This window comes from Plantactinospora sp. B6F1, assembly GCF_040120695.1.
Lineage (GTDB): Bacteria > Actinomycetota > Actinomycetes > Mycobacteriales > Micromonosporaceae > Plantactinospora.
This window is the reverse complement of record NZ_JBEEAC010000015.1, coordinates 1-25,887: the sequence shown is the minus strand read 5'-3', so window position 1 is coordinate 25,887 and position 25,887 is coordinate 1. Positions and strand designations below refer to the sequence as shown.

Annotated in this window: 17 protein-coding genes, 2 rRNA genes and 1 pseudogene; 4 read left to right on the top strand and 16 right to left on the bottom strand. The window is 71.9% G+C overall.

The window, feature by feature from the left end; all coding sequences use genetic code 11:
* The first annotated feature begins 104 nt into the window (after positions 1 to 104).
* Positions 105 to 1,139, top strand: a complete 1,035-nt coding sequence (gene trpS / locus ABNF97_RS19715) for a tryptophan--tRNA ligase (RefSeq protein ID WP_130461072.1) — start codon at positions 105 to 107, stop codon at positions 1,137 to 1,139.
* Here the strand turns inward: trpS and ABNF97_RS19710 are convergent.
* From ABNF97_RS19710 to ABNF97_RS19675, 8 genes and pseudogenes are all read right to left on the bottom strand, one after another.
* The gene (locus tag ABNF97_RS19710; RefSeq protein WP_349339376.1) at positions 1,129 to 1,656 is read right to left on the bottom strand and encodes a GNAT family N-acetyltransferase; all 528 of its coding nucleotides are present in this window, start codon (positions 1,654 to 1,656) and stop codon (positions 1,129 to 1,131) included. The genes trpS and ABNF97_RS19710 overlap by 11 nt on opposite strands.
* 223 nt (positions 1,657 to 1,879) lie before the next feature.
* A complete protein-coding gene (obgE, locus tag ABNF97_RS19705; RefSeq protein ID WP_349339375.1) occupies positions 1,880 to 3,364 on the bottom strand; it encodes a GTPase ObgE in 1,485 nt (494 codons plus the stop codon).
* Positions 3,365 to 3,541: 177 nt separating this feature from the next.
* Positions 3,542 to 3,799 carry a 50S ribosomal protein L27 gene (gene rpmA / locus ABNF97_RS19700; protein WP_130461075.1) on the bottom strand — a complete coding sequence of 86 codons (258 nt, stop codon included), beginning with the start codon at positions 3,797 to 3,799 and terminating at the stop codon, positions 3,542 to 3,544.
* Between the two features lie 29 nt (positions 3,800 to 3,828).
* The gene (rplU, locus tag ABNF97_RS19695; protein WP_130461076.1) at positions 3,829 to 4,143 is read right to left on the bottom strand and encodes a 50S ribosomal protein L21; all 315 of its coding nucleotides are present in this window, start codon (positions 4,141 to 4,143) and stop codon (positions 3,829 to 3,831) included.
* Positions 4,144 to 4,414: 271 nt separating this feature from the next.
* Entirely contained in the window at positions 4,415 to 4,945 is a 531-nt protein-coding gene (locus ABNF97_RS19690; RefSeq protein WP_349339374.1) for a hypothetical protein, read from the bottom strand.
* A 223-nt stretch (positions 4,946 to 5,168) separates the two neighbouring features.
* Positions 5,169 to 8,205 (bottom strand): annotated as a pseudogene (locus tag ABNF97_RS19685) (Rne/Rng family ribonuclease).
* A gap of 109 nt (positions 8,206 to 8,314) precedes the next feature.
* Positions 8,315 to 9,061, bottom strand: a complete 747-nt coding sequence (locus tag ABNF97_RS19680; RefSeq protein WP_130465678.1) for a TIGR03936 family radical SAM-associated protein — start codon at positions 9,059 to 9,061, stop codon at positions 8,315 to 8,317.
* A gap of 131 nt (positions 9,062 to 9,192) precedes the next feature.
* On the bottom strand, positions 9,193 to 11,181 hold the full coding sequence (locus ABNF97_RS19675) for a TIGR03960 family B12-binding radical SAM protein (RefSeq protein ID WP_349339373.1): 1,989 nt from the start codon (positions 11,179 to 11,181) through the stop codon (positions 9,193 to 9,195).
* 233 nt (positions 11,182 to 11,414) lie between these two features.
* Between ABNF97_RS19675 and ABNF97_RS19670 the strand changes: the two genes are divergently transcribed.
* Positions 11,415 to 13,250 (top strand): hypothetical protein, encoded by a 1,836-nt coding sequence (locus tag ABNF97_RS19670; protein ID WP_349339372.1) that lies wholly within the window; start codon positions 11,415 to 11,417, stop codon positions 13,248 to 13,250.
* 63 nt (positions 13,251 to 13,313) lie between these two features.
* Here the strand turns inward: ABNF97_RS19670 and ABNF97_RS19665 are convergent, their stop codons facing one another.
* The 3 genes from ABNF97_RS19665 to ndk all read right to left on the bottom strand — a co-directional run bounded on the left by ABNF97_RS19665 (position 13,314) and on the right by ndk (position 18,145).
* Positions 13,314 to 14,000: a lysophospholipid acyltransferase family protein gene (locus tag ABNF97_RS19665; protein WP_349339371.1), complete on the bottom strand. Its 687-nt coding sequence runs from the start codon at positions 13,998 to 14,000 to the stop codon at positions 13,314 to 13,316.
* A gap of 167 nt (positions 14,001 to 14,167) precedes the next feature.
* Positions 14,168 to 17,419, bottom strand: coding sequence for an isoleucine--tRNA ligase (gene ileS / locus ABNF97_RS19660; protein ID WP_349339370.1), 3,252 nt, complete (start codon positions 17,417 to 17,419; stop codon positions 14,168 to 14,170).
* A gap of 300 nt (positions 17,420 to 17,719) precedes the next feature.
* On the bottom strand, positions 17,720 to 18,145 hold the full coding sequence (gene ndk / locus ABNF97_RS19655) for a nucleoside-diphosphate kinase (RefSeq protein WP_130461082.1): 426 nt from the start codon (positions 18,143 to 18,145) through the stop codon (positions 17,720 to 17,722).
* A 192-nt stretch (positions 18,146 to 18,337) separates the two neighbouring features.
* Between ndk and ABNF97_RS19650 the strand changes: the two genes are divergently transcribed.
* Positions 18,338 to 19,981, top strand: a complete 1,644-nt coding sequence (locus tag ABNF97_RS19650; protein WP_349339369.1) for a VOC family protein — start codon at positions 18,338 to 18,340, stop codon at positions 19,979 to 19,981.
* Positions 19,982 to 20,009: 28 nt separating this feature from the next.
* On the opposite strand, the gene ABNF97_RS19645 is transcribed toward ABNF97_RS19650, so the two are convergent.
* The 3 genes from ABNF97_RS19645 to ABNF97_RS19635 all read right to left on the bottom strand — a co-directional run bounded on the left by ABNF97_RS19645 (position 20,010) and on the right by ABNF97_RS19635 (position 24,491).
* The gene (locus ABNF97_RS19645; RefSeq protein ID WP_349339368.1) at positions 20,010 to 20,462 is read right to left on the bottom strand and encodes a DUF4233 domain-containing protein; all 453 of its coding nucleotides are present in this window, start codon (positions 20,460 to 20,462) and stop codon (positions 20,010 to 20,012) included.
* Entirely contained in the window at positions 20,459 to 21,730 is a 1,272-nt protein-coding gene (locus ABNF97_RS19640; RefSeq protein WP_130465681.1) for a glutamate ligase domain-containing protein, read from the bottom strand. Before ABNF97_RS19640 ends, ABNF97_RS19645 begins: the two co-directional genes overlap by 4 nt.
* Before the next feature lie 118 nt (positions 21,731 to 21,848).
* Positions 21,849 to 24,491, bottom strand: coding sequence for a valine--tRNA ligase (locus tag ABNF97_RS19635; RefSeq protein ID WP_349339367.1), 2,643 nt, complete (start codon positions 24,489 to 24,491; stop codon positions 21,849 to 21,851).
* A gap of 69 nt (positions 24,492 to 24,560) precedes the next feature.
* On the opposite strand from ABNF97_RS19635, the gene ABNF97_RS19630 reads away from it, so the two are divergent.
* Positions 24,561 to 25,433 (top strand): hypothetical protein, encoded by an 873-nt coding sequence (locus tag ABNF97_RS19630; protein WP_349339366.1) that lies wholly within the window; start codon positions 24,561 to 24,563, stop codon positions 25,431 to 25,433.
* A 134-nt stretch (positions 25,434 to 25,567) separates the two neighbouring features.
* Here the strand turns inward: ABNF97_RS19630 and rrf are convergent.
* Both rrf and ABNF97_RS19620 read right to left on the bottom strand, forming a co-directional pair.
* A 5S ribosomal RNA gene (gene rrf, locus ABNF97_RS19625) occupies positions 25,568 to 25,684 on the bottom strand.
* Between the two features lie 99 nt (positions 25,685 to 25,783).
* Positions 25,784 to 25,887, bottom strand: a 23S ribosomal RNA gene (locus ABNF97_RS19620); the annotation flags it as partial.

Genomic DNA, 25,887 nt, shown 5'->3' with positions numbered 1-25,887 from the left:
ACGCATCCGCGTACCCGAAACACAGCTCATCGGCCGCCCTCCGGGCGGCCGTTTCGCATGTGCTCACCGGGGGGCGACGCCCCAAACCGGTAAGGAGCACCCTAATGGCCCCGACCGCACCACTTCCGGCAGCCACCGCGCTCGCCCCGAACACCCCGGCGGTACGCCGGATCACCGGCCTCAAACCAACCGGCCACCTGCACCTGGGCAACCTGATCGGTGCGATCCGGCCGGTCGTCGCCGGCCAGTACCGGGCGGAGACGATCGTCTTCCTCGCCGATCTGCACGCGCTCACCGTCACCCACCAGCCGGCGCAGATCCGGGCGCTCACCCTGGAGCAGGCTACCGTGCTGCTCGCCGCCGGCCTGGACCCGGACCGGGCGCTGCTCTATGTGCAGTCTCAGGTCCCACAGCACACCGAACTTCACTACCTGCTCGAGTGCGCCACCGGCTACGGCGAGGCGCACCGGATGATCCAGTTTCGGGAAAAGGCGGCACGGCACGGGCAGGTTCGGCTGAGCCTGCTCAGCTATCCGGTGCTGATGGCCGCCGACATCCTGCTGCACGACGTACACGAGGTGCCGGTCGGCGACGACCAGAGCCAGCATCTCGAACTCACCCGCACCGTGGCGACCCGGTTCAACGCCCGGTACGGCGACACCTTCACCGTCCCCCGGGCGGTCCATCCGGCGGTGTCGTCCCGGGTGATGGACCTGGCCGATCCGACCGCGAAGATGGGTAAGACCAACGCCAGTGGGGCGGGGACGATCCTCCTACTCGATCCGCCCGAGGTGATCCGCCGCAAGGTGCTCCGCGCGGTGACCGATCCGGGCCGGACCGTCGGGTACGACCCGCAACGCCGTCCCGGCGTGGCGAACCTGCTGGAGATCCTGGCCTCCTGCCTCGGCGGCTCACCCGCGGCTCTGGCCGCCGACTACGGGTCGTACGCGCAGTTGAAGAACGCGGTCGCCGAAGCGGTCGAGGCGATGCTCCGGCCGATCCGGCTCCGCCACACGGAACTGGCCCGCGATCCGGGCTACGTCCGGCGGATCCTCGCGGACGGCGCCGAACGTGCCCAGGACCACGCCGCCGACACCCTCCACCGGGCAAAACGCGCGATCGGCCTGCTCAGTCATTGAAGATCGCGCTCTTTCGGGGAACGAGTGGCCTCGGTCCGTCCGAGTAGCCACTCTTTCCCGGAAGTAGCGGATCCGCTGCCGGTAGGCGTTTCTGGAAGCAGACGCTGTAGGGGTTGTCGACGTACTCGCCGTAGGTCGGGATCTCGGTGTAGCCCGACGAGAGGTAGAACCGGATCGCACCGGGCAGGTAAGTGCCGGTCTCCAGCCGGAGCACGGTGTGCCCGGCACGCAGGGCGAGTTCCTCCAGCGCGCCGAGCAACTGCCGGGCCAGGCCCTGGCCCCGGTGGGCCGGGCGGACGTACACCCGCTTGACCTCGGCCGTCTCCCGGTCCAGCGCCTGGACCGCACCGCAGGCGACCGCCCGGCCGGCGATCACGCCCACCAGGTACCGCGCGTCGTCGTGCGGCATGAACACCTGTCCGTCCAGGCCGCCGTCGGCCTGGCGAAGCTCACGTTGCTGGGCCGTCAGCAGGGCAGCCAGCTCGGGATCCGACGATGCACGCGACTCGATCAGCACACCGCCGACGCTAGCCACCAGGCATTTCAGCGAGGTTTCGGGCAGGTGGCCCCGCTACGCCACGGTGGCGAAGCAATCCCACCCACCCTCACCCGCAGCGATCCCGCGCCCTCACGCGAAGCGATCCCGCGCCCTCACCCGCAGCGATCCCGCGCCCCCACGGGATGCACTACCGCGTGCACCGGCGCATCGCGTGCACCGGCGCATCGCGTGCTCCGGCGTATCAGTCCGCGTCCTCCGGCGGACCGGCGTGGGGCGGGTCCACGGGGCCGTCCGGCGTCGACCCGTCGGCCGCCTCCTCCGGCTGTCGCTGCCGACGGGCCTTGCGGGCGGCGAGCCGCTCGGCCGCGGTCGGCCGGGTCACCTTCTCGGCCAGCCGGCTGTCGGTGCCCCGTGCGCTCGGCACGTACTCCGCCCCGGCGTACAGCGTCGGCTGCCAGTCGAACTCCCGCTCGCCGATCCGGACCAGGCTGCCCGGCTCGGCACCGGCCTTGGCGAGCTGATCCTCGACACCCAGCCGCGCCAGCCGGTCCGCCAGATAGCCGACCGCCTCGTCGTTGTCGAAGTTGGTCTGCTTGACCCAGCGCTCCGGCCGCTGCCCGCGCACCACGTACGCGCCGTCCGGCGCCGACTCGACCGTGAAGCCGGCGTCGTCGACCGCGACCGGCCGGATCACGATCCGGGTCGGCTCCAGATCGGGCGCGGCCGCCCGGGACTGCTCGACCAGCTCCGCCAGCGCGAAGGTCAGCTCGCGCAGCCCTTCCCGGGTCACCGCCGAGACCTCGAAGACCCGCAGGCCGCGTGCCTCGATGTCGGGCCGGACGATCTCGGCGAGATCTCGCCCGTCCGGTACGTCGATCTTGTTGAGTACGACCAGCCGGGGCCGGTCGGCCAACCCGCCGTACTCGGAGAGTTCGGCCTCGATGGCGTCGATGTCGGCCAGCGGGTCGCGGCCCGGCTCCAGGGTGGCCGCGTCCACCACGTGCACCAGCACTGCGCAGCGCTCGATGTGCCGCAGGAACTCCAGCCCCAGCCCCTTGCCGGTGGCCGCGCCGGGGATCAGGCCCGGCACGTCGGCGACGGTGAAGGTGTGCTCGTCGATCCGGACCACGCCGAGGTTCGGCACCAGCGTGGTGAACGGATAGTCCGCGATCTTCGGCTTCGCCGCCGACAGCACCGAGATCAGTGAGGACTTGCCGGCAGACGGGAAGCCCACCAGCCCGACGTCTGCGACGCTCTTGAGTTCGAGTACGACGTCGAGCCGGTCCCCCGGCTCGCCCAGCTCGGCGAAGCCGGGCGCCTTGCGCCGGGCGTTGGCCAGCGAGGCGTTGCCCCGACCGCCCCGACCGCCGCGGGCCACCTGGAAGGTGGTGCCGGCACCTACCAGGTCGGCCAGCACCGTACCGTCCATGGCGTGCACGACCGTCCCGTCCGGGACCTTGAGCACCAGGTCCCGCCCGTTGGCGCCGTCCCGGTTGGAGCCCGCGCCGCCCTTGCCGTTCTCGGCCTTGACGTGTGGCCGGAAGTGAAAGTCGAGCAGGGTGTGCACCTGGGGGTCGACCACCAGGGAGACGCTGCCGCCGTGTCCGCCGTTGCCGCCGTCCGGGCCACCGAACGGCTTGAACTTCTCCCGATGGATCGAGACGCAGCCGTGCCCGCCGTCACCGGCCTGCAGGTGCAGTACGACCCGGTCAACGAACGTGGTCACGCTGCCAATCCTTTCATCAGCGCCGCCCGCCGACGCCGGATACGGCACAGGTGGTACGCCCGGCCGGTCTGCCGGGCTGTCGAACTGTGCCCGAGAAACGCTGTCGAATTGTGTCCGAGAAACGGCGGAGCGGGCCCGGACACCAGGTCCGCGGCCCGCTCCGCCGGAAAACTGACGTTACCGTTCGGACGGCACGATGCTGACGACCTTGCGGCCACGCTTCGTGCCGAACTGAACCGCACCAGCGGCCAGCGCGAACAGCGTGTCGTCGCTACCGCGACCGACCAGGTCACCGGGGTGGAACTTGGTGCCCCGCTGCCGGATCAGGATCTCACCGGCGCTGACGACCTGCCCACCGAACCGCTTGACGCCGAGTCGCTGTGCCGCGGAGTCGCGACCGTTCCGCGAGCTGGACGCACCCTTTTTGTGAGCCATCTGAGGACGACCTGTCTTTCCGCCGGGGCTTACTTGCCGTTGGTGATGCCGGTCACCTTGACCTGGGTCAGCGGCTGGCGGTGACCCATGCGCTTGTGGTAGCCGGTCTTGTTCTTGAACTTGTGGATCCGGATCTTCGGACCCTTCGTGTGCGCGGCGATCTCGCCGGACACCGCGACCTTGGCCAGCTGCGCGGCATCGGTCACCAGGTTGTCCCCGTCGACGAGGAGGACGGCGGCGAGCTTGACCGCGTCGCCAGGCTGGCCAACCAGCTTCTCGACCTCGATCACGTCGCCCTCGGCGACCTTGTACTGCTTGCCGCCGGTCTTGACGATCGCGTACATCGGACGCGGACTCCCTGTCGTTGAGGCTGCGGGTGGTGTTCGCGACGGCCAGCTCGACCGCACAGGGTGCGGGGCGGGCACGCGAGAACGTGGCGCGTAATCAGCGCCGCAGGCCAGCGTACGCCATGACGGGCCGCTGGCCCAAACCGGGCCCGCTCCCCGGTACCGGTCGACGCGCCGGTACCCAGACCCACCGTCCCCACGTCCGCACCCGGCCAGCCCACGTCCGCACCCGGCCGGGTCCATGTCCCAGCCGGCCGGGCTGGACCGGTCAGCTCGCGCAGAGGGCGTCCAGCCGCTGCTGCAGCTCCTGGAGCTTGTTCTCGTCGACCGACTCGACGCTGGCCTTCATCGTCCCGACCTCGGTCCCGATCTCGGCCAGTACCTTCTTGAGCCGGTCGTCGGTGGCTCGGGCGGACTGCTCTCGCATCGCGTTGCCCCAGGTCCGCAACGCCGCCTCCGCCTTGCGCTGCGCCGCCTGCGCACCGTCGGTGTCACCGGCACCCGCCGCCTGGAGCGACTTGCCCAGCTCGGAGACGAAGGTCTGCACGGACGAGGTGGCGGCCTCGGTGGCGGCCGCGCAGACCTCCTTGCCGTTGCCCCCTGCCGGCCTGGTGTCCACGGCCGGTGACCCGGCCGGAGCGCCCGGGCTGGTTCCCGGCGTCGCGACACCCGACGACGGGGCGCCGGCCGGCGGGACGCCCGCCGGTCCGGGTGCGGCGGCACCGTCCCGCTCACCCGAGCAGCCGGCCGCCGCGAACAGCGCGGCGGCGATAGCGGCGGTCACCAGCAGGCGTCGCATCGTCTTCTCCTCCGGGGTGCGGCTGGTCCCCCGCGAGGCGGTGCCGGCGGTGGCCGACGACCGGTCGAGGATCGCGAGGGAGTGACCAGCGTAACCACCTCCGGCACCGACGGAACAAACCCGTCCTCCGGCCAGGGCCGGCTGCGGCGACGCGATCAGGACCGGGTGTGCGCGCTCAGGACCGGCTGCGGCGGCGGGCTCAGGACCGGGTGCGGCGACGGGCTCAGGGCCGGGTGCGGCGACGGGTACCGCCGCGGCGGGCCCGGCGACGACCGCCGCCGACCTCCGCACCGTCGGCCTCCCCGTCCAGGTCCCCGGTCTCCTCGATGGCGTCTGGGTCGCCGGCACCGGCCAGCCGCATCGACTCGGCCGGGGCCGCCTCGGCGACCTCGGCGGACCCGCTGCCCTCCATCTCGTAGCGGGACAGGTCGTACCCCATGGTGTCCTCGTACTCCGAGACCTCGACGACGACCCGCTCCGGTGCCGCCGCCTTGCGACCCCTGCGCCGACCACCGGCGGCCGACGCATCCGAGGCCGGCGGCGGGGCCGTTGCCGTTGCCGGGGTACCGGCGGCCGAGGCGACCACCTTGACCTTGTCCCCCGCACCCGCGCGGGACTTTTCCGGCACCGGCTCGGTGTGGATGATCAGGCCACGGCCCTTGCAGCAGTCGCAGGTCTCGCTGAACGCCTCCAGCAGCCCCGCGCCGATCCGCTTTCGGGTCATCTGGACCAGACCGAGCGAGGTGATCTCGGTCACCTGGTGCTTGGTCCGGTCTCGGCCGAGGCACTCGGTGAGCCGGCGCAGTACGAGTTCCCGGTTCGACTCCAGCACCATGTCGATGAAGTCGATCACGACGATGCCGCCCAGGTCGCGGAGCCGGAGCTGCCGGACGATCTCCTCGGCCGCCTCCAGGTTGTTCCGGGTGACCGTCTCCTCCAGGTTGCCTCCGGCACCCGTGTACTTGCCGGTGTTGACGTCGATCACCGTCATCGCCTCGGTGCGGTCGATCACCAGGTGACCGCCGGAGGGCAGGAAGACCTTCCGGTCCAGCCCCTTGAGGATCTGCTCGTCGATCCGTCGCTCGGCGAAGACGTCCGCGGTTCCGGTGTGCCGGCGCAGCCGGGGCACCAGGTCGGGCGAGACGTGCGAGAGGTACGACTCGACCATCTCGTACGCCTCGTCGCCCTGCACAATCAGCTCGCGGAAGTCCTCGTTGAACAGGTCCCGCACCACCCGGATCACCAGGTCGGGCTCCTCGTAGAGCAGCACCGGCGCGCCGCCCTCGGCCGCCTTGGCCTGGATGTCCTCCCACTGCGCCTGGAGCCGCTTCACGTCCCGGGCCAGCTCGTCCTCGCTCGCTCCCTCGGCGGCGGTCCGGACGATCACGCCGGCACCGTCCGGGACCAGCTTCTTCAGGATGTCGCGCAACCGCTTTCGCTCGGTGTCCGGCAGCTTGCGACTGATCCCCGAGGCGTTGCCGTGCGGCACATAGACCAGATGCCGCCCGGAGAGCGCGATGTGGCTGGTCAGCCGGGCGCCTTTGTGTCCGATCGGGTCCTTGGTGACCTGCACCAGCACCGAGTCGCCGGAGCGCAGTGCCTGCTCGATCGAGCGGGCCCGCCCCTCCAGACCGGTGGTGTCCCAGTTGACCTCACCGGCGTAGAGCACCGCGTTGCGGCCCCGGCCGACGTCTACGAAGGCCGCCTCCATGCTGGGCAGCACGTTCTGCACCTTGCCCAGGTAGACGTTGCCGGCCATGGTGCCGGCCGACGCCCGGGTGACGTAGTGCTCGACGAGCACCCCGTCTTCCAGTACGGCGATCTGGGTGCGGTCGCCGCGCTGGCGTACCGCCATCACCCGGTCGACCGCCTCCCGGCGGGCCAGGAACTCCGACTCGCTCAGGATCGGCGGCCGGGTACGCCGCTGCTCGCGGCCGTCCCGGCGGCGCTGACGCTTGGCCTCCAGCCGGGTCGAGCCGGAGACGCCCTGCACCTCGTCCACGGTCTTGCGCGGCTCGCGGATCTTGACAACCGTGGGTACGCCGTCGTCGACCGCACCGTCGGTGTCCCCGGCGCCCTTGCGGCGGCGCCGGCGGCGACGCCGGGTCACCCCGTCACCGACCTCGCCGTCGTCGTCCTCGTCCTCGTCGGCCCCGGCCTCGACGCCGGCCTCGGCTTCGGCCGCCGGCTCGTCGCCCTCGTCGGCGTCGTCAGCGGTGCCTTTGCCCCGGCCCCGACCCCGACGGCCGCGCCGCCGTCGACGCCGGGCTGCCGCGGTCTCCTCGTCCTCGTCCTCGTCCGCTTCGGTATCGGTGACGTCCAGGCCCTCCTGGTCGGCGACGACCTCGACCTCGACCTCGGAGTCCAGCACGGCCGGCTCGGCACCGCGCCGGCCCCGGCGGCGCCGCCGGGTGCCCTCGGCCGGTTCGCCTTCGGCGTCGACCTCGGTCGACGGGGCCGGCGGAGCGGTCTCGACCGCGCCGGCCCGGGCCGGCGGAGTCTCCGGTTCCGGGGCCATGAACAGCACGGTGGGCGCGGAGAGCGCGGCGCGGCGGCGCCGCCCGCGGGGCGCCTCCTCGGCCGCCGGCTCGGCCTCGACCGGACCACCGGCCACCGGCAGGTCGGCACCGCCGGTCGGCTCAGGTGCGGCCGGAGCGCCGACATCGGAGCCGGCCAGCGGGACCTCGCTGGCCGACGGGTCACTCCCGACGGCCCCGGCCGGCTCGACCGCGGCCTCACCCGGCTCGACGGGGGGGGGCTGCCGCCTTCTTCCGGCGGGTACGGGTCACCTTCACCGGCGGTACGGGCTCGATCGCCGCGTCGTCGGGGCCGGCCGCGGGAGCGCCCGGGTCAGCCGCCCCACCGGCGGCAGCCGCCTCGCCGGCCGGAGGTCCGGCATCGTCCCGTCTGTCCGCCGTGGTGGCCTTGCGGCGCCGGCGGGTCGCTTTCGGCGCGGGTTCGATGTCGGCGGCCACCGGGGCGAGCACCTCGGGGTCGGCGGCTTCCGCGCTGGTCGTCCTGGCCGTGCTGGGCGCCTCGGCCGGTACGTCGGTCGGCGCCGACTCGCTCGACGTGCTGGACGTACGGCGCCGCGTGGTGCGCCGCCGCGCGGGCATCTCGGCACTGCCGCCCTGCGCGCTCGCGCTCTCGGCACTGCCGCCCTGCGCGCTCGCGCTCTCGGTGCTGCCGCTTGCGGTGGTGGCGTCGAAGGCCGACTCAGCGCCGGGCCGTTCTCCGCCCTCTGGCTCGTTCTCGAGCATGGACGTTCTCCAGTTCTGGCTTCCCCGGGCGCGGGTGAGCGCTGCCACGCAGGGTTGCCGCAAAGTATTTCCGGTGACGCGTCAAGGTGACCGGGTCGCCGAAGTCTGCCTACCTGACCGCCGGCCGGACTTCCGGCTGGCGTTCGCCGATGGCCATCCCGTCGCGATCCGCCTCCAACGGATCCACGATCTCCCCCTGCGCGGTCAGCGTGCCCTGCGCCAGCCGGGTCGCCCTCGGCGGCACCGGCGGCTCCAGGTCGGCCACCACGCGGAGGCCGGAAAGGACGTCATCGGGTCGTACGGACGGGGTGACCTGCCGCACGACCACTTCGAGTATCGCACACGGTACGCCCGCGACCCCGGAAGGTGCCTCGGTCCTCTCGATCATATCGATGGCTGTCACGGCCGCCCGGGTGTCGAAAACCCGCCGTCCCTGCTTGGTCATCCGCTCGACGAGCACCTCGGAGGCGGCCAGAAAATTCGACACGGCGGCGCGGGCGACATCCGGCTCGACACCGGGCAGTTCGATCCGCCACCGGGAGGCCTCGATCCGGTCGGCCAGGCTGCCGCCGGCGGCCACCACCGCGTCGAGTACGTCGAGTCCGGGCGAGAGCACCGCGTCCAGGGCGGTACGCAACTCGGCCGGATCCACCGACCGCTGGAGCCCGATCTCCAGGTACTCCGCCTCGCTGGCCACTCCGGTCGGGGCCGCGCTGGCGTAGGAGATCTTCGGGTGCGGGGTGAAGCCCTGCGAGAACGCCACCGGGACGCCGGCCCGGCGCAACCCGCGCTCGAAGGCCCGGGCGAAGTCCCGGTGTGAGGTGAACCGCAGCGGCCCACGCTTGGCGTACCTGATCCGGATCCGCTGTACGACCGGTGCCTGGCCGCCCTCCGGCTGTGGTTTCCTGCTGATCGTGCCGCTCCTCGGGTACGGATGGTCGGTTGGGCCGTTCCCCCGGTCGGGACGCGCCGGGACAACGGGCGAGGTCAGTGCCCGGCGCCGGCCGGCATCCGCAGGCCGGTGTTGACCGGCGTCAGCGGCAGCAGCTTCTGGCCGGTCGGGCCGATCTGGATCTCGGTGTCCATGGACGGGCAGACGCCGCAGTCGAAGCACGGGGTCCAGCGGCAGTCGTCCTGCTCGTACTCGGTGAGAGCGTCCTGCCAGTCCTGCCAGAGCCAGTCCTTGTCCAGCCCGGAGTCGAGGTGGTCCCAGGGCAGCACCTCGGTCTGCTCCCGCTCCCGAACCGTGTACCAGTCGAGGTCCACCCCGAAGGCCGGCAGCACCTCGGCGGCGGCGTCGACCCAGCGCTGGTAGGAGAAGTGCTCGCTCCAGCCGTCGAACCGGCCGCCGTTCTCCCAGACCCGCCTGATCACCGCGCCGACCCGGCGGTCACCCCGGCTGAGCAGGCCCTCGATCAGCGACGGCTCGCCGTCGTGGTAGCGGTAACCGATCGCCCGGCCGAGCGACCGGTCGGAGTTGATCGCCTGCTTGAGCAGCTTGAGCCGGTTGTCGATCACCTCGGGCCGCTCCATCGGGGCCCACTGGAACGGGGTGTGCGGCTTGGGCACGAACCCCCCGATCGACACGGTGCAGCGGATGTCCTTGGAGCCGGTGGCCGCCCGACCAGCCTTGATCACCTCATGTGCGAGCCGGGCGATCTGGAGGACGTCGGCGTCCTCCTCGGTCGGCAACCCGCACATGAAGTAGAGCTTCACCTGCCGCCAGCCGTTGGTGTACGCGGTGACCACGGTGCGGATGAGGTCCTCCTCCGACACCATCTTGTTGATCACCTTGCGGATCCGCTCCGAGCCGCCCTCCGGGGCGAAGGTCAGCCCGGTACGCCGGCCGTTGCGGGACAGCTCCTGGGCCAGCTCGATGTTGAAGGCGTCGACCCGGGTGGACGGCAGCGACAGCGAGACGTTGGTGCCCTCGTACTGCTGGGCCAGGCCGGAGCACATGTCGCCGATCTCCGAGTGGTCTGCCGACGACAGCGACAGCAGCCCGACCTCGGAGAAGCCGGAGTATTCCAGACCGTCCTGCACCATCTGGCCGACCGTGGTGATGGAGCGTTCCCGGACCGGTCGGGTGATCATGCCTGCCTGGCAGAACCGGCAGCCCCGGGTGCAACCCCGGAAGATCTCCACCGCGTACCGCTCGTGCACGGTCTCGGCGAGCGGCACGATCGGCTTCTTCGGGTACGGCCAGGCGTCCAGGTCCATCGTCGTGCGCTTGTGTACCCGGAACGGCACGTCCGCCCGGTTCGGCACGACCCGCTGGATCCGACCGTCGGGCAGGTAGTCGACGTCGTAGAAGCGCGGCACGTAGACGCTCTCGGTCCGGGCCAGCCGGAGCAGCAGTTCGTCCCGCCCGCCGGGGCTGCCCTCCGCCTTCCACTCCCGGACGATCTCGGTGATCTCCAGGACGGCTTCCTCGCCGTCGCCGAGCACCGCCGCGTCGATGAAGTCGGCGATCGGCTCCGGGTTGAACGCGGCGTGCCCGCCGGCCACCACCACCGGGTGCGCGTCGGTGCGGTCGGCGGAGAGTAGCGGGATGCCGGCCAGGTCGATCGCGGTGAGCAGGTTGGTGTAGCCGAGTTCGGTGGCGAACGAGATCCCGAACAGGTCGAACGCGCCGACCGGCCGGTGCGCCTCGACGGTGAACTGGGGCACCCCCTCGGCCCGCATCAGCCGCTCCAGGTCCGGCCAGACCGCGTAGGTCCGCTCGGCCAGCACGTCCGGCAGCTCGTTGAGTACCTCGTAGAGGATCTGCACCCCCTGGTTCGGCAGACCCACCTCGTACGCGTCCGGATACATCAGCGCCCAACGGACGACCGCCGACTCCCAGTCCTTCACCACCGCGCCGAGCTCGCCGCCGACGTACTGGATCGGCTTGCTGACCTGGGGCAGCAACTGCTCGAGCTGCGGCCAGACCGTCAGCGCCGCTGACCTTTCCGCGGCGGACGACGCGGCGCTCATGGAACCTCCCGGGACACTCCGTTGGGACACCAATCATCCAGAGTACGCGTCACGCCCGCACCCCGGTTCGATGGACCCCGCACCGCTGCCGGGGAGGTTTTCGCCGGAACGTCCCCCGGTGCTCGCTCGGCCGGATTTCCCCGCCGCCGAGACATCCTCGTACGATCCGGCGCGGAAGGACCGGTTGGTCGGGCGGTACTAACCTCGAACCGGCGCGAGAGGAGACCCGCACAATGCCGCAGCCTCAGCCGGAGGAGACCGCACCGGCGGGCCGAGCCACGCCGCCCGGGCCACCCCCGGCCGAGGACTCGGCGACGGTGGCGACCGGCGACCGGCACGCCAGGACCGGCGCCCGGCAGGACAGTCGAGCCGACCAACAGAAGGGTCGAGCCGACGACGAGCAGAACCGCCACGCCGACCAACAGAACGGTCCAGCCGACCACGAGCAGAACCGCCAGGCCGACGACGAGCAGGACCATCGAGCCGACGGAGGCGCGCCCCAGGCCGCCGTCGGAGGTGAGACGCCTGCGGCGGAAGAGCCGGCGGCCGCCACCGAACGGGACGGAGCGGACGAACGGCAGGTGATCGAGGAGGATGCGCCGACCCGCCGTACCCCGGCGCCGGACGCGACCCGGGGCGAGCGCCCCGATGAGCGCCGGTCGGGGCAGCCGGTCGACGCCACCCGGATCGACCAACCCGCCGAGGCTGCCACCGACTCGGGTCCGGCCGAAGCCGGTACGCCGGTACCGCCCCCACTCGACGACGAGGAGCCGGCCCCGACCCGGGTGGCCGCGCCGCGCTGGACCGGCTCGGCGGCCGTACCACCGCCCCGGCCGCGCAAGCGTCGCTGGTTCCGGGGCGATGCCGAGGACGGCGGGCTTCCGGCGGCGCCGACGGCTCACACCCACCCGGCCGATCCGACCCTGCGGATGCCGGACGTCGAGGCGGACGAGGACGAGATCCCGACCCCGGTCGACCCGTGGGCCGGTGCCGCCGACGACCCGTGGGACACGTACCCACCGTTCGGTGGCCATCCGGGCGCGGCGCCGCATCCACCGATCGATGACCATCCGGGCGCGGCGCCGCATCCACCGTTCGGCTCCGACGCGCCGGTCAGCCCGCCGCCGGCCCGGCAGTTGCCGGTGACCCGGCGCTTTCCCGCGCCGACCGGTCCGCCGTCAGCACATCCAGGGTCGCCCCCGCACCAGGCGTCGCCCCCCCACCAGGTGTCACCCCCGCACGCGGCGGCACCACCACCGGCGGCACCACAACCGGTGGCACCGCCACCGCCGGTACCACAACCGGCGGTACCACAACCGCCGGTACCGGCACCGCCGGCGACCTGGGGCCCTCGACCGCCGGCCGCGCCCGCGCCCCGGAAGCAGCCCCTCGGCCCGCCCCGACCGGTGAAACAGCGGCGCCAGCCGGAGGCGCCGCCCGCCCCGCCCCCGCTCCGTCCGGTACGCCGCCGACGGCGCTGGCCCCGGGTGATGTTCATGATGACCCTGCTGAGCATCGCCTGCTGCTGCGGAATCCCGGCGTACTACGTCAAGCCGATCTGGGACCAGTACCCGGCATCACCGGCGGATCCCCTGCCGAGCGAGGTACTCGACCTGCGGCTGCTCGACAACGCGTCCGGCCGAAAGACCGCCGAACGGTTGAAGCAGGAGGTCCGGGCCCGCAACTGGTTCACCGGCGAGGCGTTCGCCGGGGTCTACCGCGCCTCGAACGGCAAGGTGGTGACCATCTTCGGCAGCACCGGCTTCCAGTTCAGTCCGGAGTCGGTGGTGCAGGACGAGGTCACCCGGCTCAAGGACGAGTACGCGGCCACCTCGGTCGAGTCGGTGCCGACCGGCGTACGCGGCGAGTACCGCAGCTGCGGCACGGGCAGGGCCGACGGTGACGAGGTGGTGGTCTGCACCTGGGCGGATTACGGAAGCTCCGGCACGGCGCTGTTCACCCGCCTGTCGATAGCGGACAGCTCCGAACTGCTCAGCACGCTGCGGGACAGCATCGTCGTGCGGGAGCCGGTCGGCTCGAACAGCGGCAGCGCCAGCAGTACCGGCTGAGCGGGCGACCGGCCGCCGGAGGCCGGTCGGGCGCGCCGCGCACGGACGGGAGCGGACGGGCGTCTACGAGCCGCCGTTCTCGGCCGCGTTGCGGGCCGGCGCGTACCGGGGCACGTACTCCTGTCCGGTCAGCTTCTGGATCTCCGCCATGATCTCGTCGGTGATCTGCCGCAGCGAGGTCCGGTCCGCCGGGCGGCCGACGAAGTCCATCGGCTTGCCGAACCGGACGATCACCTTGCCGGTGCCGAGCCGGGGCAGCCGGGCGCCGATCGGCTGGACGCGTTCGGTGCCGATCATCCCGACCGGGATCACCGGCACCTCGGCGGCGAGCGCCAGCCGGGCCACCCCGGTACGTCCCCGGTAGAGCCGGCCGTCCGGTGACCGGGTGCCCTCCGGGTAGATCGCGACCAGGTCACCGGCGCGCAACACCGGGATCGCCCCGTCGAACGCCGACAGTGCGGCCCGGCCGCCGGCCCGTTCGACCCGGATCGCGCCGAGCCCGCTGATCACCGACCGGGTGAACCAGCCGCGCAGCCCGGTACCGGTGAAGTACTCGGCCTTGGCCCAGAAGGCGAGGTGCCGGGGCACCACCGAGCCGAGGAACAACTCGTCCGCGACCGAGAGGTGGTTGCCGGCGAAGATCGCACCGCCGGTCGCGGGCACGTTCTCCAGGCCCTCGACGGTCGGACGCCAGGCGACCCGCATCGCGGTGCCGACGGTGTACTGACCGATGGTGTAGAGCAGCGGCACGGGACCTCCGGCGGTCAGGGTAGTGGGGCGCTGTCACGTTAACCGACGGCCGACCGGTCCGCGTAGGTGACCGTCTCGATCACCTGCCCGGACCGGTCGGGCGGAACTTCTGGTAGATGCCCCTGCTGGTCCACTTGTCGCTGACCCGCCGGACGTCCCGGGACTGCTCAGCGGCGCCGTACCGTCACCGTCACCCGCTCGCCGTCGCCGACCTCCCCGGCGAAGCCGTCGACCTGCTCCGCGAGGTCGACGGAGCCACCCTGGGAGTCGACCTGCTCCGCGAGGTCGACGGAGCCACTCTGGGAGTCGACCTGGTCGGCGAAGCCGATCGAGTCGGCCAGCACCTCCCGGGCCACGAAGTCCCGGTACGCCTCGACCGCCGAGGTGACCTCGGCCGGAGCGGCGAGCAGCACCTCGATCCGGTCCGACACGTCGAGGCCGGCGTTCCGGCGGGCCTGCTGCACCACCCGTACGACGTCCCGGGCCAGGCCCTCGGCGGCGAGTTCCGGGGTGACGGTGGTGTCCAGCACCACCACGCCCTCCCCGCCGGGCAGCGGCGCGGAGTGCTCGGGGTCGGCGGGAACCAGCTTCAGCTCGTACTCGCCCGGCTCCAGCCGCACCCCGGCCGCCTCCGGTACCCCGTCCACCAGCGTCCAGTCGCCGGACTTGACCGCCTTGATCACGGCCTGCACCTGCTTGCCGACCCGGGGGCCGAGCGCCCGGGGCACCACGGTCAGCACCTGTTCGCAGTGGCTGGCCAGCTCGTCGGTGACGGTGACCGCCTTGACGTTCACCTCGTCGGCGAGCAGGTCGGCGAAGGGCCGCAGGGTCTCCGCCACCGGGCTGGCCACGGTCAGCGACGGCAGCGGCAGCCGGACCCGCAGGCCCTTCGCCTTGCGCAGCGACAGCGCCGCCGAGGCGACCGCCCGGGTGGCGTCCATCGCGGCGACCAGCCCGAGGTCGGCCGGGAGCTCGGCGGCCTCCGGCCAGTCGGTCAGGTGCACCGACCGCTCTCCGGTCAGCCCGCGCCAGACCTCCTCGGCGGTCAGCGGTGCCAGCGGCGCCAGCACCCGGCTCACCGTCTCCAGCACCGTGTAGAGGGTGTCGAAGGCGTCCCGGTCGCCGAGCCAGAACCGGTCCCGGGAGCGCCGGACGTACCAGTTGGTCAGCGCGTCCAGGAAGGACCGGACCGTGCCGCAGGCGCCGGAGATGTCGTAGACGTCGAGCTGTGCCTGCACCGTCTCGACCAGCTCCCGGGTCTTGGCCAGCACGTACCGGTCGAGCAGGTTCGCCGCGGCTCCGCCGTCGCCGGCCGGCCCGGTGTCGGTCCGCCGCCTGGCCTCGTAGCCCTCCGCGTTCGCGTAGAGCGAGAAGAAGTACCAGACGTTCCAGTACGGCAGCAGCACCTGGCGTACCGAGTCCCGGATCGTCGTCTCGCTGACCACCACGTCGCCGCCGCGCAGCACCGGCGAGGCCATCAGCGTCCAGCGCATCGCGTCCGAGCCGTAGCTGTCGAACATCTCGTAGACGTCCGGATAGTTGCGCAGGCTCTTGGACATCTTGCGCCCGTCCGAGCCGAGCACGATGCCGTGCACCACGGCGTTGCGGAACGCCGGCCGGTCGAAGAGCGCGGTCGCCAGGACGTGCATGGTGTAGAACCAGCCCCGCACCTGCGGGACGTACTCCACGATGAAGTCCCCCGGGTAGTGGTGCTCGAACCACTCCCGGTTCTCGAACGGGTAGTGCACCTGGGCGAACGGCATCGACCCGGACTCGAACCAGCAGTCCAACACCTCCGGCACCCGGCGCATCATGGAGCGTCCGGTGGGATCGTCCGGATTGGGCCGGGTCAGCTCGTCGATCATCGGCCGGTGCAGGTCGGTGACCTTCACCCCGAAGTCGGTCTCCAGCTCGGCGAGCGAGCCGTAGACGTCGACCCGCGGGTACTGCGGGTCGTCGGACTTCCAGACCGGGATCGGCGAGCCCCAGAACCGGTTACGGCTGATCGACCAGTCCCGGGCGTTCGCCAGCCACTTGCCGAACGAGCCGTCCCGGACATGTCCCGGCGTCCAGTTGATCTGCTGGTTCAGCTCCAGCATCCGGTCCTTGACCTTGGTGACGGCCACGAACCAGGAGGAGACCGCCTTGTAGACCAGCGGCGTGTCGCAGCGCCAGCAGTGCGGGTACGGGTGGGTGTAGGTGTCCTGCCGGAGCACCACCCCGCGCTCCTTCAGCTCCCGGATCACCGACTTGTTCACGTCGAAGACCTGTTCGCCCTGGTAGGGCGGCACCAGCGCGGTGAACCGGGTGTGGTCGTCCACCGTCACCACGGTCGGGATGCCGGCCGCGTTGCAGGCCTTCTGGTCGTCCTCGCCGAAGGCCGGGGCCAGGTGCACCACCCCGGTACCGTCCTCGGTGGTGACGAACTCCGCACCGAGCACCTGGTATGCGTTCGGCCCGCCCTGGCTGACCAGGAAGTCGTAGAGCGGGGTGTAGCGGCGCCCGACCAGGTCCCGGCCGTAGACGGTGCCGACCTGGGTGTAGCCGTCCAGCTCCTTCGCGTACGCCCCGAGCCGGGCGGCGCCGACGACGTGCCGCTGGCCGTCCCGCTCCAGTACCGCGTACTCGATGTCCGGGCCGACCGCGAGCGCCAGGTTGGACGGCAGGGTCCACGGCGTGGTGGTCCAGACCCCGACCCGGACCGGCTCGCGCAGCGGCTCCGGCGCGGACTCGTCCGGGGTCAGCTCGAACCAGACCGTCAGGGTCGGGTCGTGCCGGTCCCGGTAGACGTCGTCCATCCGGGTCTCGGTGTTCGACAGCGGGGTCTCGCAGCGCCAGCAGTACGCCAGCACGCTGAACCCCTCGTAGACCAGCCCCTTGTCGTGGAGCTGGCGGAACGCCCACATGACGCTCTCCATGTAGCTGAGGTCGAGCGTCTTGTAGTCGTTGCCGAAGTCGACCCACCGGGCCTGCCGGTTGACGTACCGCTCCCAGTCCCGGGTGTAGGCCAGCACCGAGGTCCGGCAGGCGTCGTTGAACCGCCCCACGCCGAGGTCGAGGATCTCCGCCTTGGTGGTGATCCCGAGCTGCTTCTCCGCCTCCACCTCGGCCGGCAGGCCGTGGCAGTCCCAGCCGAAGCGCCGCTCGACCCGCCGGCCGCGCATCGTCTGGTACCTCGGCACCAGGTCCTTGACGTAGCCGGTCAGCAGGTGGCCGTAGTGCGGCAGGCCGTTGGCGAACGGCGGACCGTCGTAGAAGACGTACTCGTTGGCGCCGTTCGGGCCGGGGTCGCGGGCCTCGACGCTGGCCTCGAAGGTCTTGTCGGCCACCCAGTGGTCGAGCACGCGCTGCTCGACCGCCGGCAGCTCGGGGCTGGCCGGCACGCCCGTGCCGGCGGGGGCGTTCTTCGGGTAGGCCATCGCGGGTCGCTCTCCTCGTCGCAGCTCACTGACCGTGGTCTGCGAGGACGAGCCCCTGGTACGCCGGAGACCGGCGCGGCCGTGGGCCCGCGGTACCACCCCGCTTGGCGGTCGGGATCGACCACCCGCTCGTTGGCCGGCTGTGACGGGCCGGTCCCGTCCGGTTCTACTGGGGTGTTTCCACCTGTTCTTCCGGAGGCTCGCCGGTGATGGCCGGGTCGACGCCTGTACCGGTCAACGATACTCGAACCCATCCGGCGACCCCACTCGATATCCCCGCCGCGACGTCCCCGCCGACCGTCAGGCCAGCTCGGGGAACCAGAGCGCGATCTCCCGGCGGGCGGTTTCGGCCGAGTCGGCCGCGTGCACCAGGTTCTCCCGGGACGAGCGGGCCAGGTCGCCCCGGATCGTGCCCGGGACCGCCCGGCGCCCGTCGGTCGCACCGACCAGGCCGCGGACCATCTCGACGACTCCGGAGCCGGAGAGCACCAGCGCGACCAGCGGCCCGGAGGTCATGAACGCCCGCAGCGCTGGATAGTACGGCTCCGCCACGTGCTCGGCGTAGTGCAGCTCGGCGAGCCGGTCGTCCATCCGGCGCAGCACCATCGCGTCGATGCCGAGGCCCTTGCGCTCGAACCGGCCGAGGATCTCGCTGACCAGCCGGCGCCGCACCGCGTCCGGCTTGATCAACACGAGGGTACGCTCGGCGGAACCGCTGCTGGCCACGAACACCCCTCGGTACGTCCGGAAACTGGCACCGTCAGCGTATGGCGGCCCGCACCCGGCCGCGGTGTGAAGGTCGGCACGTTCGGCCAGGTCAGCGCCGACGATCCGGCGACGAAGACCGCACACCCGCCGCGAGGTCGTTCCATTCCCGCCGGATCGGGCCTAGCCTGGCCTTAACCAGGGAGGTCCACTGTGGCAGATGGTCGTCGCCGCCAGGTCGCGCCGGTGCGCAAGCTGGTCGCCGCTGTGCTGGGCACCTTCGCCACCTTCGTCGTCCTGTTCGGCTTCGGGATGCGCAGTTGGGCGATCGCCGTACTCGGGGTGGCCCTGCTCGCCCTGGCGATCGCGCTCGTGGCGGTCACCGCCGTACGCAGCGGCCCCCGGGCCTGGGTGACCGGCATCGGGCACGTGCACAGCGTCACCGAACCACCCGCCTCGTCGACCTTCGGCCGGTGTGAACTCCAGATCGTGATCGACGCGCCGGGGGTGCCGGGCCGTTCGGTGCGGATCCGCGACCCCCGGGTGCCGGTGTCGAAGTGGCCGGACCCCGGCGCCACCCTGCCGATCATGGTGGCCGTCGACGACCAGCGGCACGTCCGGATCCTCTGGGACGAGGTGCTGACCCACGCCGAGGCGGCGGCGAGCGGCGACCTGCCACCGGAGTTCCACCTCGACCCGGTCGACGACGACATCCTGATCGAGCAGGAGGCGCCGCCGTGGGCTCGGGGTGGGCGGGACGACCCGTACGGCACCGATCCGTCCGGCGGCGCGCCGGTCGGCGACGAGCTGACCGAGGACGACCTCGCCACGCTCCGGGACGACCCGGAGCGGCTCCATGACAACCCGGAACGGCTCCGGAACGACCCGGAACGGCTCCATGACAACCCGGAACGGCTCCATGACGAGCCCGAACGGCTTCGGGACGACCGCGGTACGGCCCGGGAGGAGCCGGTGGTGATGCGGCAGACCCCCGGCGGAACCATCGTGCTGGAGGGGACCCTGGTCGACCCACCGTCCACCGCGCCGCTACCCCGCCGCCCCCGCCCCACCTCCGGTCCGGGCGGCCGGAACCGCCGGCCCCGGCCGGGTCCGACGGCGGCCACGGCGCCGGTCTCGGACCCACCACCGGCGCCACGCCCACCGGAGCCGGACGAGCCGGAACGGGAGACACCCGAACCGGCACCGGGGACCCCGGAACAGGCCGGCGCCGGAGGCGAGGCCGACGCTGCGCCGGGGGGCCCCGGCCGGTCGGCCACCACCGCCGGCGGCACCGACCCGGCCGACACCTGGCACGACGAGATCGACATCCCGCTCGACGACCCGGCCCCGGAGCTCGCGACGGGCCTCGACCCACGAGCCGGCGCGGCCTCGCCCGAGGATGTCGCGGCCACCTCGGACGACGAGGCGATCCTGGCCGACCTGACCGCCACCCAACCACCCGCCCGGCTCGGCGAGTCCGGGCCGATCGCCGGGGTCGGGATCACCCTGCTGGTCGCCGACCTCGAACGGTCGATCGCGTTCTACCGGGACCTACTCGGCTTCTTCGAGATCGACGGCGGCGAGGGCAGCGCCGTCCTCGCCTCCGGCGCGACCCGGCTGGTCCTGCGAGCGATCCGGGAGGTGGCACCGATCAACCGACGGCTGGTCCACCTCAACCTGGAAGTGAACGACGTGACCGCGTTCTACGAGGAACTCCTCGGCAAGGGCGTCAAGTTCACCTACGCCCCCCGGGCGGTCAACCGGGGCGCCAAACTCGAACTCTGGGCCGCCGCGTTCCGGGATCCGGACGGGCACGGGATCGCGCTCACCCAGTGGCGGCACCGGGCAACCGGCTGAGTCGCCGCACCGGGTGCCGGGGTGGCTGTCAGCCGCTGCCGAGGATGACCCGCCGGACGTGCAACACGTACGCCCAGACCGCGGCGAAGATCAACCCCAGTGCGCCGAGTGACCAGTGCAGGAGTCCGGAGAGCAGCAACAGGCCCTGCAGGACGGTGCCGGCGTGCCAGGCCCACGGCCGGCGCAGGAGGCCGGCCAGGACGACCGCCCCTACGGCGAGCCCGACGACCACCCCGATCGCGGTGCCGCCGAGTCCGCCGCCGAGCAGCCGGATCGGCTGGATCGCCAGCAGCAGCACGAGCGCCTCGACGCTCAGCGTCAGGGCGCCCAGACCACGTACCGCCCGGTCCGGGTCGCGCAGGCCGGAGGGCCGGCCGCCGGGCGTACCCGTTGGCTCCCCGAGCGGGCCGGACGGCTCAGCGGGCCGGGCTGCCGGTTCGATCCGCCCGGCCGGCTCCGCCGCCTCGTCCGGGGCACTCATCGCTTCAACAGCCGTCGCGCGTCGGCCACCGTGACCACCGAACCGGTGACCAGCACACCCACCCCGCTCAGCTCCCCCTGCACGTCGGACTCGGCCAGCGCCACGGCGGCCTCGATCGCGTCCGGCAGCTCCGGCGCCACCTCGACCCGGTCCGGGCCGAAGACCTCGACGGCGAGGTCGCCGAGTTCGGCGGCGGGCATCGCCCGGGGCGAACTGTTCCGGGTGACCACGACCGCGTCGACCACGGGTTCGAGCAGTTCAAGCAGGCTTGGCGCGTCCTTGTCCTCCAGTACGCCGACCAGCGCGATCAGCCGGCTGAACGCGAACTCCTCCTGGAGTGCGGTGACGGTGGCGGCCATGCCCTGCGGGTTGTGCGCCCCGTCCAGCAGGATCGTCGGGGCGGACCTGACCCGCTCCAGCCGGCCGGGTGAGTCGGCGGTGGCGAAGCCCTGCCGGACGGTCTCGACGTCGAGCTGGCGGGACGCGCCCGCGCCGAGGAACGCCTCGACGGCGGCGAGGGCGAGCCCGGCGTTCTGCGCCTGGTGCGCCCCGTGCAGGGGTACGAAGACGTTGTCGTAGACGCCGCCGAGGCCCTGCAACGACAGCACCTGGCCGCCGACCGCCATGGTCCGGCGCAGTACGCCGAACTCGCCGCCCTCCCGGGCGATGGTGGCGCCGACCTCGGCACAGCGTTCCAGGATCGGCTCGGCGGCCTCCTCCGGCTGCACCGCCGAGATCACTGTCGCGCCCTTGTGGATGATGCCCGACTTGGCCAGCGCGATGTCTGCGATGGTGTCGCCGAGCCACTCCGTGTGGTCGAGCCCGATCGGGGTGAGCACGGCGATCCCGGCGCTCAGTACGTTCGTGGAGTCCTCCGCCCCGCCGAGCCCGACCTCGACCACCGCCACGTCGACCGGGGCGTCGGCGAAGGCGGCGAAGGCGAGTGCCGTCGTCATGTCGAAGTACGTCAGCGGCTCGTCGGCACGCTCGTCGACCAGCCGGGCCAGCGGCGCCACCTCGCGGTAGACCGAGACGAAGCGTTCCTCGCTGATCGGCTCGCCGTCCAGGCTGATCCGCTCCCGCACGGTCTCCAGGTGCGGGCTGGTGTACCGGCCGGTGTGCAGCCCGAAGGCCCGGAGCAGCGAGTCGATCATCCGCGCCGTCGACGTCTTGCCGTTGGTGCCGGTCAGGTGGATCGCCGGGTACGCCCGCTGCGGGCTGCCGAGCACGTCGAGGAGCCCCTCGATTCGCCCCAGGTCGAAGACCATCCGGGTATAGCCACGGCCGGCCAGTTCCGCCTCGACCTTGGCAAACTCGGCCGCCCGCTCCGCGCGCTCACTCACCGCGTCCCTCGTTCCCGCACCCACGCCCCGCCCTGTCTCACGGTCAGCCCAACGCTGCCAGGGCGCTGGCGATCCGCTCCAGGTCCGCCTCGGCCGCCGCCAGCCGATGCCTGATCTTGTCGACCACCGGCGCCGGCGCCTTGTCGAGGAAGGCCTGGTTGTCGAGCTTCGCTCGGGCCTGGCCGATCTCCTTCTCCGCCGCGGCCCGGTCCTTGGTCAGCCGGGCCCGCTCGGCGGCGACGTCGATCGACCCCCGGGTATCCAGGGCCACCGTCACCGCGCCGGAGACCGCGAGGGTGGCACTGGCCCGGAAGCCCGGCGTCACATCGTCCAGCCGGACCAGGGAGCGGATCAACGGCTCGTGCGCGGCGATGCCGGCCCGGTCGAGCCCGTCGAGCCGGGCCGCCACCCGCTGGGCCGGCCGCAGGCCCTGGTCGGAGCGGAAACGGCGGATCTCGGTGACCACCCGCTGGAGTTCGGTCACCTCCCGCTCCGCCGCCTCGTCGCGCAGCTCGGGTGCGGCGGCCGGCCAGGCGGCGGTCATCACCGAGGCGCCGGCCCGGTCGGCTCCGGTGTTCCCGGCGCCGGCCAGCGCGATCCAGAGTTCGTCGGTGACGAACGGCACCACCGGGTGCAGCAGCCGCAGCAACCGGTCGAGCACGTGTCCGAGTACCCGGCGGGTGACCTCGGCCGGCTCGCCACCGGCGGCCAGCACCGGCTTGGCCAGCTCGACGTACCAGTCGCAGACGTCGTCCCAGGCGAAGTGGTAGAGCACGTCGCAGACCTTGGCGAACTCGTACGCCTCGAACTGCTCGTCCACCTCGGCGGTGACCTGCTGCAACCGGGACAGGATCCAGCGGTCCACGGTCGAGAGCCGGGCCGGCTCCGGCAGGTCCCCTGCCACGTGGGCGCCGTTCATCAGGGCAAATCGGGTGGCGTTCCAGAGCTTGTTGCAGAAGTTGCGGGAACCCTGGCACCACTCGTCGCTGACCGGCACGTCCTGACCGGGGTTGGCGCCCCGGGCCAGGGTGAACCGGGTGGCGTCGGCGCCGTACCGCTCGATCCAGTCCAGCGGGTCGACCACGTTGCCGAAGGACTTCGACATCTTCTTGCCGAACTGGTCGCGCACCATGCCGTGCAGCGCGATCACGTCGAACGGCTGCCGGCCCTCCATCGCGTACAGGCCGAACATCATCATCCGGGCGACCCAGAAGAAGAGGATGTCGTAGCCGGTGACCAGGACGCTGGTCGGATAGAACTTCGCCAGGTCGGGGGTGGACTCCGGCCAGCCGAGCGTGGAGAAGGGCCAGAGCGCGCTGGAGAACCAGGTGTCCAGCACGTCGACGTCCTGGTGCCAGCCCTCCCCGACCGGCGGCTCCTCGTCCGGGCCGACGCAGCGCACCTCGCCGTCCGGGCCGTACCAGACCGGGATCCGGTGCCCCCACCAGAGCTGCCGGGAGATGCACCAGTCGTGCATGTTGTCGACCCAGCCGAAGTACCGCTTGGCCATGTCGGCGGGTTCGATCCGGACCCGGCCGTCCCGCACCGCGTCGCCGGCTGCCCGGGCCAGCGGTCCGGTGTTGACGAACCACTGCAACGACAGCCGCGGTTCCACCGTCGTACGACACCGCGAGCAGTGTCCCACCGCGTGCGTGTACGGCCGCTTCTCCGCGACGATCCGACCCTGCTCGCGCAGTGCGGCGACGATCGCCGGCCGGGCCTCGAACCGGTCCAGCCCCTCGAACGGACCGGGCGCGGTGATGACGCCCCGCTCGTCCATCACCGTCAGGGTCGGCAGGTCGTGCCGCTGGCCGATCTCGAAGTCGTTCGGGTCGTGCGCCGGGGTCACCTTGACCATGCCGGTGCCGAAGCTCGGGTCGACGTGCTCGTCACCGACGATCGGGATCCGACGCCCGGTCAACGGCAGCTCGACCTCGGTGCCGATCAGGTGCCGGTACCGCTCGTCGTCCGGGTGCACCGCGACCCCGGTGTCCCCGAGCATGGTCTCGGCCCGGGTGGTCGCGACCACCACGTCGTCGCTGTACCGGATCGAGACGAGTTCGCCGTCGTCGTCGGTGTGCTCCACCTCGATGTCGGACAGGGCGGTGAGGCAGCGCGGGCACCAGTTGATGATCCGCTCCGCGCGGTAGATCAGGCCGTCGTCGTAGAGCTTCTTGAAGATCGTCTGTACCGCCCGGGACAGCCCGTCGTCCATGGTGAAGCGCTCGCGATCCCAGTCCACGGAATCGCCGAGCCGGCGCATCTGGCCGAGGATCTTGCCGCCCGATTCGGCCTTCCACTGCCAGACCCGTTCGACGAACTTCTCCCGGCCCAGGTCGTGTCGGGACAGCCCCTCCTCGGCGAGCTGGCGCTCGACGAGGTTCTGGGTGGCGATGCCGGCGTGGTCCATGCCGGGCAGCCAGAGCGCCTCGTAGCCCTGCATCCGGCGACGTCGGACGAGCGCGTCCATCAGGGTGTGCTCGAAGGCGTGGCCCATGTGCAGCGAGCCGGTGACGTTCGGTGGTGGGATGACAATGGTGAACGGGGGCTTGTCGCTGTCGGCCGAGGCCCGGAAATGCCCGGCCGCTACCCACTCCTCGTACCGCCGACCTTCTACCTCGCCCGGCTGGTACTGGGCGGAAAGGGTCGGGGCCGGGGCGCGGTTCGCATCCAGAGTCTCGGTCACCCTCGAAGTCTACGAGCCTCGGCGCCGGGCCCGTCGTGCGCCACCTCCCGGTCGCGTACGGTGGCGGCTATGTCCGATGCCCGCCGCTCCGATCGGCATGACACGGCCGACACCGAGGCCGGAAAGACCACGCCGGAACCGACCGTGCCGGCCCAGTCCCGGCAGGCCACGGCCGAGTCCGGCGCTATCCAGATCACGTCGGAGCCGATCGTGCTGCACCAGCGAGCGGGCCGGGACGCCGACGCGGTCGACATCACCCCGGCGCTCAACGCCGAGCACAATGCCGGGGGCGCCGAGCTCAACAGCGCAGCCGGGGAGCCCGGTGCCGCAGGCGGCGGCGAAGCCGTGCGGTCGGCTTCTCCTGGCCCGGCCGGCAGGCGCTCGTCCCGGCGCCGCAAGGTCGTCCTCGGGGCGGTGCTCGCCGTCGCTGTCGCCGGGGTTGCCGCGCTGGGCAGCGTCGGCCTGCGGATCGTGCAGCAGAAGGATGCCACGCTCGCCACGCCGGTCGAGGTGGCCGGTCTCACCCGGGACGAGAGCCAGGGCGCCCAGGCGACCATCGAGTACCTGCGGACCGCCGTCAACGCTGAGATCAACTTCGCCGAAAGCTACGGCGTCGCGTACGCCGACCCGGCCGGCCCGGACCGCAGCGTCCTGCTCTTCGGCGGTACGACCCTCGTCTGGCAACCCGAGCGGGATCTGGACCGGCTGTTCGAGCTGGCGTCGGAGGAGAACAGTCCGGTCGCCGACATCCGCGAGGTCGACGCGGGTTCGCTCGGCGGGATCATGAAGTGCGGGACCGCCCCGATCGACGGCGGCGAGCTCGTCTTCTGCGGCTGGGCCGACCACGGCAGTATCGCGATGGGCATGTTCGCGGGCCGTTCGATCGACGAGTCCGCCCGGCTGCTCCGCCAGATCCGGAACGCCGTACAGAGCCGGGACTGACCCGCCGCTGCGGATTGGTTGGGGGGTGGTCGGGGCCGTGGGAACCGGCCAACCCCCTTTTACCCGGTCCGTTGCTTGTCCCGAGAAACACGAGTGGCGCCACCCGCATCGGGTGGCGCCACTTCGTGGATGATGTCCGGCGGTGTCTTACTCTCCCACACCCTCCCGAGTGCAGTACCATCAGCGCTGGAAGGCTTAGCTTCCGGGTTCGGAATGTAACCGGGCGTTTCCCTTCCGCCATAACCGCCGTAACCCTATCAACAACACAAACAACAACCCCCACCCCACACGGTAGGGTTTCTTCTGTTGTTCGTTTGCTGTGAATCACACAGTGGACGCGTAGCAGCTTTGTAGTCAAGTCCTCGGCTTATTAGTACCGGTCAACTGAACCAGTTACCTGGCTTACATCTCCGGCCTATCAACCCAGTCGTCTCACTGGGAGCCTTACCCCCCA

What these genes read in the sequence shown, in the direction of transcription:
- rpmA (WP_130461075.1), bottom strand. Translation starts at nt 3,799, where the DNA reads ATGGCTCACAAAAAGGGTGCGTCCAGCTCGCGGAACGGTCGCGACTCC.
- ABNF97_RS19670 (WP_349339372.1), top strand. Translation starts at nt 11,415, where the DNA reads ATGCCGCAGCCTCAGCCGGAGGAGACCGCACCGGCGGGCCGAGCCACG.
- ileS (WP_349339370.1), bottom strand. Translation starts at nt 17,419, where the DNA reads ATGGCCTACCCGAAGAACGCCCCCGCCGGCACGGGCGTGCCGGCCAGC.
- ABNF97_RS19630 (WP_349339366.1), top strand. Translation starts at nt 24,561, where the DNA reads ATGTCCGATGCCCGCCGCTCCGATCGGCATGACACGGCCGACACCGAG.
- ABNF97_RS19645 (WP_349339368.1), bottom strand. Translation starts at nt 20,462, where the DNA reads ATGAGTGCCCCGGACGAGGCGGCGGAGCCGGCCGGGCGGATCGAACCG.
- ABNF97_RS19640 (WP_130465681.1), bottom strand. Translation starts at nt 21,730, where the DNA reads ATGGTCTTCGACCTGGGGCGAATCGAGGGGCTCCTCGACGTGCTCGGC.
- rplU (WP_130461076.1), bottom strand. Translation starts at nt 4,143, where the DNA reads ATGTACGCGATCGTCAAGACCGGCGGCAAGCAGTACAAGGTCGCCGAG.
- ABNF97_RS19690 (WP_349339374.1), bottom strand. Translation starts at nt 4,945, where the DNA reads ATGCGACGCCTGCTGGTGACCGCCGCTATCGCCGCCGCGCTGTTCGCG.
- ABNF97_RS19675 (WP_349339373.1), bottom strand. Translation starts at nt 11,181, where the DNA reads ATGAGCGCCGCGTCGTCCGCCGCGGAAAGGTCAGCGGCGCTGACGGTC.
- trpS (WP_130461072.1), top strand. Translation starts at nt 105, where the DNA reads ATGGCCCCGACCGCACCACTTCCGGCAGCCACCGCGCTCGCCCCGAAC.